At 61.7% G+C, this 13,782-nt stretch carries 9 protein-coding genes and 1 pseudogene; 6 read left to right on the top strand and 4 right to left on the bottom strand.

Features of this window, described 5'->3' with window-relative positions:
* Nucleotides 1-40 precede the first annotated feature (40 nt).
* Together KSS96_RS12235 and KSS96_RS12240 are read right to left on the bottom strand one after the other, a co-directional pair.
* The gene (locus tag KSS96_RS12235) at nucleotides 41-1,009 is read right to left on the bottom strand and encodes a FecR domain-containing protein (RefSeq protein ID WP_065877858.1); all 969 of its coding nucleotides are present in this window, start codon (nucleotides 1,007-1,009) and stop codon (nucleotides 41-43) included.
* Nucleotides 1,010-1,525: a sigma-70 family RNA polymerase sigma factor gene (locus tag KSS96_RS12240; RefSeq protein ID WP_217856363.1), complete on the bottom strand. Its 516-nt coding sequence runs from the start codon at nucleotides 1,523-1,525 to the stop codon at nucleotides 1,010-1,012.
* A gap of 181 nt (nucleotides 1,526-1,706) precedes the next feature.
* On the opposite strand from KSS96_RS12240, the gene KSS96_RS12245 reads away from it, so the two are divergent.
* The 4 genes and pseudogenes from KSS96_RS12245 (at nucleotide 1,707) to KSS96_RS12260 (ending at nucleotide 7,722) form a co-directional block, all read left to right on the top strand.
* Nucleotides 1,707-3,872, top strand: a complete 2,166-nt coding sequence (locus tag KSS96_RS12245) for a TonB-dependent receptor (protein ID WP_068932187.1) — start codon at nucleotides 1,707-1,709, stop codon at nucleotides 3,870-3,872.
* 197 nt (nucleotides 3,873-4,069) lie between these two features.
* Entirely contained in the window at nucleotides 4,070-6,127 is a 2,058-nt protein-coding gene (locus KSS96_RS12250; RefSeq protein ID WP_065877900.1) for a TonB-dependent receptor, read from the top strand.
* A 241-nt stretch (nucleotides 6,128-6,368) separates the two neighbouring features.
* Nucleotides 6,369-7,357: pseudogene (locus KSS96_RS12255) on the top strand (hypothetical protein).
* A gap of 2 nt (nucleotides 7,358-7,359) precedes the next feature.
* Nucleotides 7,360-7,722 (top strand): hypothetical protein, encoded by a 363-nt coding sequence (locus KSS96_RS12260; RefSeq protein ID WP_065877864.1) that lies wholly within the window; start codon nucleotides 7,360-7,362, stop codon nucleotides 7,720-7,722.
* 25 nt (nucleotides 7,723-7,747) lie between these two features.
* On the opposite strand, the gene KSS96_RS12265 is transcribed toward KSS96_RS12260, so the two are convergent.
* Both KSS96_RS12265 and KSS96_RS12270 read right to left on the bottom strand, forming a co-directional pair.
* Nucleotides 7,748-9,430 carry an AMP-binding protein gene (locus KSS96_RS12265; RefSeq protein WP_137220188.1) on the bottom strand — a complete coding sequence of 561 codons (1,683 nt, stop codon included), beginning with the start codon at nucleotides 9,428-9,430 and terminating at the stop codon, nucleotides 7,748-7,750.
* A gap of 178 nt (nucleotides 9,431-9,608) precedes the next feature.
* The gene (locus KSS96_RS12270; RefSeq protein WP_017528359.1) at nucleotides 9,609-10,547 is read right to left on the bottom strand and encodes a LysR family transcriptional regulator; all 939 of its coding nucleotides are present in this window, start codon (nucleotides 10,545-10,547) and stop codon (nucleotides 9,609-9,611) included.
* A 108-nt stretch (nucleotides 10,548-10,655) separates the two neighbouring features.
* On the opposite strand from KSS96_RS12270, the gene KSS96_RS12275 reads away from it, so the two are divergent.
* Both KSS96_RS12275 and KSS96_RS12280 read left to right on the top strand, forming a co-directional pair.
* Nucleotides 10,656-12,155, top strand: a complete 1,500-nt coding sequence (locus KSS96_RS12275; protein ID WP_017528360.1) for a CoA-acylating methylmalonate-semialdehyde dehydrogenase — start codon at nucleotides 10,656-10,658, stop codon at nucleotides 12,153-12,155.
* A gap of 267 nt (nucleotides 12,156-12,422) precedes the next feature.
* Complete coding sequence (locus KSS96_RS12280) at nucleotides 12,423-13,673, top strand: glycoside hydrolase family 68 protein (protein WP_065877868.1); 1,251 nt, start codon at nucleotides 12,423-12,425, stop codon at nucleotides 13,671-13,673.
* The last annotated feature ends 109 nt before the right edge of the window (nucleotides 13,674-13,782 follow it).

Here is a 13,782-nt window from a genome sequence, read left to right on the forward strand (position 1 = left end):
AAAAAAAGTATCACCCGGCGCGGATTTATTGTTGCGGCTGTCAGGCCGGGGACAGGGTGACCCAATAGCCGTTCAGATGGCCGCTGGCGAGAACCGGGTAGGTTTGCACCAGCATGTTCAAGGTGCGCTGGGTGTCGGCGATGGGGAACGCGCCGGAAATGCGCAGGTCGGCAATCGCCGGGTCATAGCGCACGAAGCCACGGCGATAGCGCGTCAGTTCGGCGACAAAGTCGGCCAGGCGCATGTTGTCCGCCATCAGCATGCCTTGGGTCCAGGCACCGACATTGCGATCCGTGGGGCTGAGCGCGCCCCAATGTTGAGTGGAAAAGTCTATGCGTTGCCCGGCGTTGACGATCAACGGCGGCCGCTGGTCGTTTTCGGCCAGCACTACTTTAACGGCACCTTCGAGCACAGCCAGGTGGGTACGTTCGTTCAGTTCGCGCACGGTAAAACGCGTGCCCAGGGCCTGCAGGCGGCCCTCGCGCGTGCTGACCAGAAACGGGCGTGCGGTGTCTGCGGCAGTCTGCACCAGGATTTCGCCTTCGCGCAGGTGCAGCAGGCGTTGCTGGCTGTCGAACAGCACGTCGATGGCGGTGTCGGTGTTGAGGGTCACGCGCGAGCCGTCCGCCAGGGTCAGTTCGCGGCGTTCGCCGACGCGGGTGCGGTGGTCGGCTGTCCATTGCTGGGACTGTGTCAGCTTCCAACTGCCCCAGCCTACCGGCATCACCGCCAACAGCAGCGCCAGTTTGCCCAGGGCGGCGCGGCGTTGCGGGTTGCTTGGGCGGTCCAGGGTCGACATCGCCAGGGACGGCGGCAGGCCACCGAGCGTGCTTTGCAGCAATTGGGCCCGAGCCCAGGCGCGAGCGCGTTCGGGGCTGCTGACCTTCCAGCGTTCCCATTCGGCGCGCTCGCTGGCGCTCAGGTCGGTTTCGCTCAGGCGCATCAGCCACTCGGCGGCTTCTTCCAGAACATCGGCGGGCAGCGGCGGTTCCTTGCCCAGGCTGAGCACTTATTCGACCCGCATCAGGCATTGCATGAACGCCTGTTTCATGTAGCGCTTGATGGTGATCAGCGACACGCCCAGTTGCTCGGCGATGGCCTGGTATTGGAGACCGTGGAGCTGCGACAGCAGGAACGCACGCTTGACCAGCGGCGGCAGCGCGTCGAGCATCGCGTCGATTTCGTGCAGGGTCTCCAGCACGATGAAGTGCGCTTGCGGTGACGGCACCTCGTGGGCCGGGACACTGGCGAGCGCTTCCAGGTACGCACGCTCCAACGCCTTGCGCTGGTACCAGTTGACCAGGATGCCCTTGGCCACGCAGGTCAGATAAGCGCGGGGCTGGTCGATCACCGTGACCTGGGAGGCGAGGATGCGGGTGAAGGTGTCCTGGGCCAGGTCCGCCGCATCCATGGCGTTGCCGAGTTTGCGTTTGAGCGTGGCGTACAGCCAGCCGTGATGGCCGCTGTACAGCGCCTCGATTGCACGCAGGTGAGAGGTGTTGGGGGCGGGGAGGCTGTCGCTCATGGTGCGGATTCGTGCAACTGAGAAGTATTCCCAATACTAAATGACAACCGCCGCGCATTGCAATCGCGCACGCGGCGACCGCCTGGTTCGAAAGAAAACGCAGGGCAGGTGATACTTTTTCGCGCGTCGGCTGGCATCAGCAGTAATTCCCCTCTGCTCTCGATGAAAGGACCCTGACGCCATGCCTGTTGCCAGCCGGTTAACACTCGCCATTCGTACCGCCCTGTTGCTGGCGGCTGCCAGCAGCAACGCCTGGGCCGCTATCGCCGAGCCGACCGACGACAGCCCGCCGCCCCTGACCCTTGACGCGACGAACGTCAACGCTCGCTACACCGGCCCCACCGACCTGCCCGATGTGCTCGCCGGTGGCCAGGTGGCCCGTGGCGCGCGCCTGGGCATGCTGGGCAACAAGGATGTGATGGACACGCCGTTCAGCGTTACCAGCTACACCGCCAAGACCCTCGCCGACCTGCAAACCGTGACCGTGGCCGATGCCCTGGAGCGCGACCCCTCGGTGCGTTCCACCGGGCAGACCGGGGGTATCGTCGACTCGTTTTTCGTGCGTGGCTTTGCGATCGGCGAGGGCAACCTGGGCGAGTTGGCGTATGACGGCGTGTACGGCGTGGCGCCCAACTACCGTGCATTTACCGAGTACGCCGAACGCGTCGAAGTACTCAAGGGGCCGGGAGCGTTGATGTACGGCATTTCACCCAACAGCGGCGTCGGCGGGGTGATCAATATCGTGCCCAAGCGCCCGCTGGATCAGGACTTGACCCGCTTCACCGGCAGTTACGCCTCCGATACCCAAGTGGGTGGCCACCTGGACATCAGCCGGCGCTTTGGCGACGAAAACCAGTTTGGCGTGCGCTTCAACGGTAGCCTCCAGGGCGGCGACACTGCCGTGGACAGCCAGAACCGCGATGTCGGTATCGGCGCCATCGCCCTGGATTATCGCGGCGAGCGGCTGCGCCTGAACCTCGATTACCTCAGTCAGAAAGAGAGCTTTGAAGGCGCTTCGCGGCCTTTCACCATTGCGCCGGGCGCGGACGTGCCGTCTGCCGCGAACGGCCGCACCAGCCTGCCGCAGAAGTGGGGCTGGTCGGACACCAAGGAGCAGTCGGCGTTGCTCGGCGGCGAATATGACCTGAGCGACTCGCTCACCGTGTTCGCCCACGCCGGTGGCGGCAGGTCGGATGTGAAGCGCATGTCCGACCAGGTGCCACAAATTCTCAACGCCGCCGGTGATACCAGCAACACGCCCGGTTACTACAAGTTCAACGTTGACCGCTCCACCGCCGATGTGGGCCTGCGCGGGTTGTTCGCGACGGGCCCGGTGACCCATACCGCTACGCTGATGGCAACCCGTTACCAGGACGAACTGTCCCGTGGCATCAACAGTGGCACGCTGGTTCGCTCCAATCTGTATCACCCGGTGGACGCGCCCAAGCAATCAATCAACGCGCCCCGGGTGTTGCGCGTTTCCGAATCGGATTTGTCCGGCGTGGCGCTGACGGACACCCTGGGCTTTCTGGATGAGCGCATCCAACTGACCCTGGGCGTGCGTCGCCAGGCGATTGAGTCACGTAACTACAACGCCGCGGGCGCGGTCAGCTCACGCTACAAAGACAACGCGACCACGCCGCTGGTGGGCGTGGTGGTCAAGCCGTGGGATGACGTGTCGCTCTACTACAACTATGTCGAGGGCCTGAGCAAAGGCGACACCGCCCCAGGCACGGCGAGCAACGCCGGCGACACCTTTGCGCCGTACAAGTCCAAGCAGCATGAGCTGGGCGTGAAGTATGAGCACGGTACTTTCATGACCAGCGTGGCGTTGTTCCAGATCGAAAAGCCCAGCGGCGAACTGGGCGCCAATGGTGTGTATTCGGTACAGGCCGAGCAGCGCAACCGTGGCGTCGAACTGAGCGCGTACGGCGAAGTGGCACCCCGCACGCGGTTGATGGGCGGCGTGACCTTTCTTGAGGGTGAGCTGACAAAGTCCGCCACCGCAGCCAACCGTGGCAACAAACCCGTGGGCGTGCCGGACATCCAGGCCAACCTGTGGGCCGAGTACGACACCCTGTGGCTGGAAGGCTTTACCCTCACCGGCGGCGCGATCTACACCGATAGCCAATACGTCAATCAGGCCAATACCCAGGCGCTGGATTCCTGGACGCGCATCGACGCGGGCGCGCGGTATGTGACGAAGATAGAAGGGCGGCCCACCACTTTGCGCGCGACCGTACAGAACGTGTTTGATCGCGAGTATTGGTCGGGTGTGGCGTCGTATGGGGCGTTTTCGCCGGGTTATCCACGTACGTTGCAGCTGTCGGCCACGGTCGATTTCTGACTGCGTTGCGGCCGGATCACGCTGACGCAGGGCCGATGTAATCAATCGGATACACGAATGCGCATTCATGACGAATGATATTGTTTATCAATTACATTCACTTCCTGTTGGGTATCCCTTAAACTCCGCCCTGCTGGCGTTTGGCTGCTTTTTGGCACGCCGCAAAAACAATAATGATCGGTCACAGGGGCGCGGGCGTGAATTTCAAAAAGAATACAATTGCACTGGCGGTAGGGTCGGTGGTGTGCGTGACAGGTGGCGCCTGGGCGGCTGAAACGGCCCCCCTGGAAATTGCCCCGATCACGGTGAGCGGGGAAAAAATCAACCGCAGCCTTGAGCAAACCCAATCCAGCGTAGTGGTGGTGACTGAACAGCAACTGCGCGACAAGGCCGACCACAGCCTGGTCGATGTCTTCGCTCGTACGCCGGGCGTGTACAGCCAGGCCGGTAACGAAAACTGGGGTATTCGCGGTGTGCCGGTGTCCGGTTTCGACGACCAGGGCCCGGCCACCCTCAACGGCGCTGTGTCGGTGTATGTGGACGGCGCCGTGCAACCCAACCGTACCCTGACCCTGAGCCCCACGACATTGTGGGATGTCGAGCAAGTCGAGGTCTTCCTCGGCCCGCAATCCACCACCCAGGGGCGCAACTCCCTGGCCGGTGCGGTGGTGGTGCAGACCCGCAACCCGACGTTCCAACCCAGCTTTTCGGCGCAAACCAATGTGGGCAACTACGGTGAAAAAGGCGCGGCGGTTGCCGGCGGCGGGAGCATTGTCGATGACAAGATCGCCGGGCGCATCGCCCTGGATTACCAGGATGGCGATGGCTATATCGATAACATCGCGCTCGGCAAGGACGCCAACCCCCATCGCACCAGCAATGCACGCGGCAAGCTGCTGATCACGCCCAGCGACGACCTCGACGTCTTGCTCACCTATGCCCACAACGAACACCGCCAGGGTGACAACTCGGTCATCCGCAACCCGGACAAGGTGCGTTACTACAAGGTGTCTTCCAACACCCAGGCGTTCGACAACCTTCTCCAGGACACCGTCAGCGCCAAACTCGACTACCGCCTCGACGATCAGTGGTCGCTGACCAGCCTCACCACCAACACGAATTCGGACTACAGCAACCGCCTGGATTTCGACCAGAACGCCGTGGACAACGACGTTATTCTGCGCAAGCAGGATGGCAAACTGTTCGGCCAGGAACTGCGCCTCAACTACAGCTCGGACACGGTGAAGAGTTTCATCGGGGCCTACTACGGCCACAACACCAACAATTTCCACGACCGGTTGTTGTCTGCTGGTGAGTTGGCAGCGACGGTCAAAGGCGACACGACTATCGAAAACAAAGCGCTGTTCGGTGAAGTCAACTGGACCTTTGCCCCGCGCTGGACGCTGGTCACCGGCCTGCGCTACGACCACGAGACCAACGACACTGACATCAAGCAGGACGATCTGTCCGACGCCGCCAAGGTCAACAAGTCGTTCGCCGCCGTGCTGCCCAAACTCGGTATCAACTACGAACTCGCCGCCGGCCAGTACCTGGGCTTTATGGTGCAAAAGGGCTATCGCGGCGGCGGCGTGAATGTGCGCTCCGGCAGCGGCCACCAGTCGTACGACCCTGAGTACACCACCAACTACGAGTTGTCATACCGCGGTTCATTCTTCGAAGACACCCTGCGCGCCCGCGCCAACCTGTATTACACCGACTGGAAAGACCAACAGGTCAGCGTGCGCCAGGCCAACACCAATATCATTGACGTCTACAACGCCGGTCGCAGTGATATCAAGGGCCTGGAAGTGTTCGTCGAAAAAGACCTCAGCGAGCAGTTGACCTTGACCGTCGGGGGGGCGATCACCGACGGCAAATACAAGGACTTCATCGCGGGCAATGGCCAGGACCGCAGTGGCCAGGCGTTCCTGTACGCGCCCAAGTACAAGATGTCGGTGGGCGGCATCTATCGCATCAACGACCGCCTGACCTTCAACACCGACGTTACGTATCAGAGCACGACCCCGTCCGCGTACGAGTTCGATGCGGCGGGCAAGGTCAATGGCGAGCGCAGGAGTGACAACTACGTGCTGGCCAATTTCAGCAGCGAATTCAAAGTCACCCAGCACGTGGCGGTGTCGGGCTTCGTGAAAAACGCCTTCGACAAGCGCTACGTCACCAACAACCGCGATGACGAAATCATCGATGCGGGAGCGCCACGCACCTTTGGCATGGCGTTGCGTTACGACCTGTAAGCGGCACCCCTTCACCACTCGCGCGGGGCCGGTTTCGCACGGTCACACCGCAGCTTGGCGGCACTGCCCTGAATGGGGGCAGTTGTCCGTCGAGGTTCAAGTGCGGCTTTTGCGTAGGCGCTTTTTCCCTGAAATGTAGGCAACTTCCCAAATGTAATTCAGACCCCCTGGGCTTGTGTCCGGGGTCTATTCCCTTGCTTATATTCCGACGCCATCTTCATTGCCTCCTGGGATGTAGGACATGGCGCAGGGCTATATCAACGACCGCACGGCGGACTACCAGAGCTTGAAATCCCGCTTGATGGCCAGCGGTTTGAGTCGGGAACGCTCGGACCATTTCGATGTGTTGAACCATCATCTGCGCCGTGGGCTGGTGATGCCCGGGCAGTTGGTCATTATTCCCGATGCCTACAGCGCCAGCTGTTCCATGGAGGAGGCCTGGCTGGTGCGTCAGGCGCAGGCGATTCGCCGGGAGCTGGACAATGCGGGCGGAACCCAGGTGGTCAATGACTATGACTTGCTGCAAAGCCTGTTGGGGTACAGCTCGTTGGGCATCGGCAGCGCAACATCGGCATGGTCACGGCATCTGGATGAGGTGGCGCATACGCTGGAGGAGATCGAGCGATTGCATCAGCGCCTGAGGGAGGGCGGTTTGGATCGAGAAGCGTTTTTTCACCAGCGCAAGGTCCTGTTCGGGCTGCTGGAAACCCAGCTGCAAGGCGCGGCGCGATTTGGCACGGGGTTGCGGGGCAATCAGGCGTTAAAGAAGGTATTGGGATCTCCACCAAAAGCTATCTGCACAAGGGCGAGATTGCCGGGTATGCGCAGCGGATGCGGGCGATTGCGCAGACGTCGAAATGGTTGGGGAAGGGGACGTACGTGGGATTGGCGATGGATGTGGGAGTGGCAGGGTTGGAGATCAAGCAAGCGTGTGTCGAAGGGCGAGAGGCGCAGTGTCGGCGGGCCAAGTATGTGGAGACTGGGAGGTTGGTGGCTGGCGTGGCGGGAGCTTATGGAGGAGGGAAGTTCGGTGCAAAATTCGCCTCTCAAGTCTGTACGATTCTTTTGGGCGTTGCGGCTAAAGGAAACGGTGCGTTGGCCTGTGCAGTTATTGGCGGCGCTGCGGGAGGGTATGCGGGAGGCAATATATTTGGCGACGGGGGCGCATTTCTGGGCGGCAACATCCTGGAGATCGATGGTGACTTTATCTATCAACCAGAAGGCGCCTAACCATGGATTTTTTTCTCATCTTTACAGTTCTTGTATTTGCAGCGTGCCTGGTTTTCTCGGGGCTCACTTTCTACGCCGAATACACAAAGCTCGAAGAGTTGGAAAGCTACTTCAGCGAGAACAAGGTGGTCTGCGATAACAAACGTTTTTGGGGCAGAAATACCCATATCGACAGGTTTCACCGCATGTGCCTGATCAATCAGTTGTTGGCGATGCCCAAAACGCATATCAAGCGAGGGGATGTGACCGAAGCCGAGCTGGCCGCCATCCCCCTATCCCTTAAGCGTTGGGCGTTGTGGCCCTATAATTTTGGAGCTATATGGTTCGGTGCCTCAATTATCTGGAGCATCTGGTACCACTGGTAGCCTGCCGCAACACCAGGTTTTGCCCTCAAGAAAAATCCTCCTCGAAATGCTCGTGCTCGCCCCGCGTCTGCCCCTGGCGCCGCACCACCTCCATCTGCCGCAGTTCCACCCGGCGGATCTTCCCGGAAATGGTCTTGGGCAGTTCACTCACAAACTCGATACGGCGCACCCGCTTATAGGGCGCCAGATGCTCGCGGGCAAACGCGAGGATGTGCGCGGCCAGCTCCGCACTGCCCGGCGCATCGTGGGCCAGGATCAGGAACGCTTTGGGCACCGCCAGGCGCAGCGGGTCGGGGCTGGGCACCACGGCCACTTCCATGACCGCCGGGTGTTCGATCAGCGCGCTTTCCAGTTCGAACGGGCTGATGCGGTAGTCGGAGGCCTTGAACACGTCATCGGCGCGGCCCACAAAGGTGATGTAGCCGTCGCTGTCGATCTGCGCGGTATCGCCGGTGCGGTAGTAACCGTCGCGCATCACTTCGGCGGTTTTTTCCGGGCTGTCCTCGTAGCACAGCATTAAGCCGAGCGGGCGCACATCCAGGGGCAGCGCCACTTCGCCTTCGCCGGCGGGCACGCCATCGGGGTCGAGCAGCGCCACGCGGTAGCCCGGTAATGAGCGGCCCATGGAGCCCGGCTTGAGCACTTGGCCGGGGGTGTTGCCGACCAGGGCGGTGGTTTCCGATTGGCCGAAACCGTCGCGCAGCGGCAAGCCCCAGGCGTGCTGGATCTGCTCAATGATTTCCGGGTTCAGCGGCTCACCGGCACCCACCAGTTCGCGCAGGCTCAGGCGCGGCTTGTAACTGGCCAGGTCTTCCTGGATCAACATGCGCCACACCGTGGGCGGGGCGCACAGGCTGGTCACGCCATAGTGTTGCAGCGCGCCGAGCAAAGCCTGTGCGCTGAACCGCGCCACGTTATGGATAAAGATGCACGCACCGGCATTCCAGGGGGCGAACAGGCAACTCCAGGCGTGCTTGGCCCAGCCCGGAGACGAAATGTTCAGGTGCAGGTCGCCCGGTTGCAGGCCGATCCAGTACATCGTCGACAGATGCCCCACCGGGTAGCTCTGGTGGCTGTGCAGCACCATCTTCGGTTTGGACGTGGTGCCGGAGGTGAAATACAGCAGCATCGGGTCGGTGGCCAGGGTGCGGCCCTCGGCCTGGAACTGCTCGGGGTAATTGAAGGCGGCGCTGTGCGCGACCCAACCCGCGGGCGCCGCGCCCACGCAAACGCGGCTGCAGCCGTCGCCCAGGCCGACGAACTTATCGACATGCGCCGCACCCACCACCAGGTGGCGCACCTGGCCGCGCTCGATACGGTCACGCAAATCATCCGGGTTGAGCAGGGCGGTGGCGGGGATCACCACGGCACCGAGCTTGAAGGCGGCGAGCATGGTTTCCCACAGCGCCACGTCGTTGCCGAGCATCAACAACACCCGTTCACCACGACGCACCCCGAGGGCACGCAGATGGTTGGCCACCTGGTTCGAGCGCGCAGCCAATTGCGCGAAGCTGTAGCGCTGCTCGCTGCCGTCCTCTTCGACGATCCACAGTGCGTTGGCCGAATTGCCCTCGGCCATCACATCGAAGTAGTCCAGGGCCCAGTTGAACGCATCCAACTGCGGCCAGCGGAAGTCACGGACGGCAGTGGCATAGTCGGTGCGGTGCGCGAGCAGGAAATCCCGGGCGGCCAGGAAGGGATGCGTCATGGTCGGTGTCCTTGATTATTGTTGTAGGGACCTTTTTATTGTGCGGCTGCCTGCGGCTCAACAGCAGGCCGGACCGAGTATAGGCATGCATAAATCTGAAGATGAACGCCTAAAAATACCGATGCGTTGTGCAAAAACGTCATGGCTGGTCACGTCTTCAAACGGTGCACGGTCAGCTTTACCCACCGTAGCGAAAACCAAGCGACAACTTTTCCTTCAAATAACCCACCAGTGCGCTCACCGACTTCGGTACGTGGGGCGAGTACGGCCGGATCAAGTAGATCTCATCGGCAAAGGCGCCCTTGAGCGTCCAGTCTTTGAGCACTTGTACCAGCGTGCCGTTGGCCAGCGCGGCGTGGGCGCTGAAGTCCGGGAGCAGGGCGATGCCCAGGTGGTTGAGGGCCGAATCGCGCAGGGCTTCACTGTTGTTGGTGGCGAAACTGCCGGCGATGGGCACGGTGAGACGCTCGACGTTCTGGCTGCCGCGCTCGAAAGTCCACGCCGGTTGGTCGGTGCCCCGAGGGTAAAACAGGCAGTTGTGGGCGGATAAGTCCCCGGGGGCGCGCGGTTCGCCGTGACGCTGCAGGTAATCACGGCTGGCGACCAGCACCGAGCCGGTGTCGCAGAGCTTCCACGCCACGTGGGTTTCCGGCACCTGGAAGCCGTGGCGCACGGCCAGGTCGTAACCTTCGGCGGCCAGCGAACTCAAGGCATCGGACACATCCAGTTGGATACGCACCTGCGGGTACTGCTGTAAAAATTCCGACAGATGCGGCACCAATTGCTGCCTGGCGAACGCCACCGGCGCGGTCAGCCGCACCAGCCCGCGAATCTCCCCGACCGAGTCGCGCACGGACGAAAAACCGCGGGCGATTTGCGCGTAGGCGCTGCGCACTTCACGGGTCAACGACAGCCCCGCATCGGTCAAGCGCACACTGCGCGTGGTGCGCGTGACCAGCCGTGTGCCGGTGGCTTTTTCCAGATCGGAAATGCGCTGGCTCACCGCCGATTTACTCACCCCCAGGCGCGCGGCGGCGGCGGTATAGGTGCCTTGCTCTTCCAGCACCGACAGCCAGTGGATATGGGTCCAAAGCCCCTCGATCTCAGTTTTTTCCATGGGTGTATTGTTCGCGTTTATGGACAATAAGTTCAGGATTCTGCTCTGGTTTGGAACAAAGCGAAAGCCTAAGGTGTGTTCCACCGCTACCCACCTGGATCGACTGCCATGACCACCACCATCGAGCACTACATCAACGACCAGCGCGTGAGCCGCGATGATCGCTATCAGGACGTCTTCAACCCGGCCACCGGCGAAAAAACCGCACGCGTCGCGCTGGCCAGCCGCCAGACCGTGGCCGAAGCCGTCGCCGCCGCCCAGGCCGCCTTCGACGGCTGGGCCGACACCCCGCCGATCCGCCGCGCCCGTGTGCTGTTCCAATACCTGCACCTGCTGCGTGAGCGCAAGGACGACCTGGCGCGCATCATCGTCGCCGAGCACGGCAAGGTCTTCACCGACGCCCAGGGTGAAGTCGACCGTGGCATCGACATCCTCGAATTCGCCTGCGGCATTCCCAACCTGCTCAAGGGTGAATATTCCGACCAGGTGTCCCGTGGCATGGACAACTGGACGATGCGCCAACCCCTGGGTGTGGTGGCGGGTGTCACCCCGTTCAATTTCCCGGTGATGGTGCCGATGTGGATGTACCCGATCGCCATCGCGGCGGGCAACACCTTCATCCTCAAGCCAAGCCCTACCGATCCGAGTGCATCGCTGTTCATGGCCGAACTGCTGCGCGAAGCCGGCCTGCCCAAAGGCGTGTTCAACGTGGTGCAAGGCGACAAGGAATCGGTGGACGCGCTGATCGAACACCCGGACGTCAAGGCCGTGAGCTTTGTCGGCTCCACGCCGATTGCCCAATACATCTACGAGACCGGTGCGCGTCACGGCAAGCGTGTGCAAGGCCTGGGCGGTGCGAAAAACCACATGGTGGTGATGCCTGACGCCGATATCGAAAAAACCGTCGACGCACTGATGGGCGCCGCCTACGGCAGTGCCGGCGAACGCTGCATGGCCATCTCCGTGGCCGTGCTGGTCGGCGATGTGGGCGACAAGGTCATCGCCGCCCTGAGCGAGCGTGCCAAGCAACTGCGCATCACCGACGGCCGCGACCTGAAAGCCGAAATGGGCCCGATCGTGTCTCGCGCTGCCCTGGAACGCATCAGCGGCTACATCGAACAAGGCGTGCAGGCCGGCGCGCAATTGCTGCTCGATGGGCGCGACTATGTGCCCACCGAACCCGGCCTGGAAAACGGCTTCTGGCTCGGCGCGACGCTGTTCGACCACGTCACCCAAGAGATGAGCATCTACCGCGAAGAAATCTTCGGCCCAGTGCTGGCCTGCGTGCGCGTGAACGACTTCGCCGAAGCCGTGCAACTGGTCAACGACCACGAATTCGGCAACGGCGTCAGTTGCTTCACCCGCGACGGCAACATCGCCCGCGAATTCGCCCGGCGCATTCAGGTGGGCATGGTCGGCATCAACGTGCCGATCCCGGTGCCGATGGCGTGGCACGGGTTTGGCGGCTGGAAGAAGAGCCTGTTTGGCGACATGCATGCCTATGGCACTGAAGGCGTGCGCTTCTATACCAAGCAGAAGTCGATCATGCAGCGCTGGTCGGAGAGCATCGAACAGGGCGCGGAGTTTGCGATGCCGGTTTCCAAATAGGATTCAACAGGCACTCCAGCACCCCTGTGGGAGGGGGCTTGCTCCGATAGCGGTGGTTCAGTCGACCTCTCCATGACTGACGGACCGCAATCGGGAGCAAGCCCCCTTCCACATTTTTTTTGCGTAAGGGTTGACGGCGTGGCGAACGCTGAATACTGTATATAAACACAGTGTTTAAGTGCTGATCACCCAGGAAGGGTCATGTCAGCCACCCAAGGCACTGTGTGCAGTCATGGACTAACTCACCGGTATTAAAAGGACTTAATGATGAAACACACAACGATCATCCCCACTCGCTGGACGCGCGCCGATGCGCTCAAAGTCAACGAAAACGACCCGACCACTACCCAGCCGTTGGTGCCTGGCGACTTTCCAGTGATGAGCGACAAAGTCTTTATCTGGGACACCATGCCATTGCGCACGCTGGATGGCACGGTGGTGTCGGTCGACGGCTGGTCCGTTATTTTCACCCTGACGGCCGACCGTCGTCCCCACGATCCACAGTTCATCAATGCCGACGGCCGCTACGACATCAAACGCGATTGGGAAGATCGCCATGGCCATGCGCGCATCTGCTACTGGTACTCGCGCACCGGCAAGGACTGGATCTTCGGCGGCCGGGTCATGGCCGAAGGGGTATCGCCGACCACGCGTGAATGGGCCGGCACGCCGATCCTGCTCAACAACGGCGGCGACATCGACCTGTATTACACCTGTGTGACTCCAGGTGCGACCATCGCCAAGGTCAGGGGCCAAGTCGTCACGTCCGATAACGGTGTGGAGCTACGCGGTTTCACCCAGGTCAAGGCGCTATTCGAAGCGGACGGCACCTATTACCAGACCGAAGCGCAGAACTCGACCTGGAACTTTCGCGACCCCAGCCCGTTTATCGACCCGGTGGATGGCAAGTTGTACATGGTGTTTGAAGGCAACGTCGCCGGCGAACGCGGCACCCACGACGTGGGCCCGGATGAGCTGGGCCTGGTGCCGCCCGGGCATGAGGGCGTGGGTGGCGCGCGCTATCAGGTCGGCTGCATCGGCCTCGCGGTCGCCAAGGACCTTGCCGGTGACGAATGGGAAATCCTGCCGCCGCTGGTTACTGCCGTGGGGGTGAACGATCAAACCGAGCGGCCGCATTATGTGTTCCAGGACGGCAAATACTACCTGTTCACCATCAGCCATAAATTCACCTACGCGGATGGGGTGACCGGCCCTGATGGCGTCTACGGCTTTGTTGGCGATCATCTGTTTGGTCCTTACACGCCGATGAACGCGTCCGGGCTGGTACTCGGCAACCCACCTTCGCAGCCGTTCCAGACCTATTCTCATTGCGTGATGCCCAACGGCCTGGTGACGTCCTTTATCGACAGCGTGCCCACCACCGGTGACGACTTCCGCATCGGCGGCACCGAAGCGCCCACGGTGAGGATTGTCTTGAAGGGCGATCGCTCGTTTGTGCAGGAGGCTTACGACTACGGTTACATCCCGGCGATGCGCGATGTGGTGTTGAGCCAGTAACCGCGGTGTAAAAATCAGCCTGACCCATCAGGTGTAAACCGATCCAAATGTGGGGGCTTGCTCCCGATAGCAGTAGGTCAGTCAAGGTAGATATCGACTGACCCACCGC

The sequence above is a fragment of the Pseudomonas asgharzadehiana genome, from assembly GCF_019139815.1.
Taxonomy (GTDB): Bacteria; Pseudomonadota; Gammaproteobacteria; order Pseudomonadales; family Pseudomonadaceae; genus Aquipseudomonas; species Aquipseudomonas asgharzadehiana.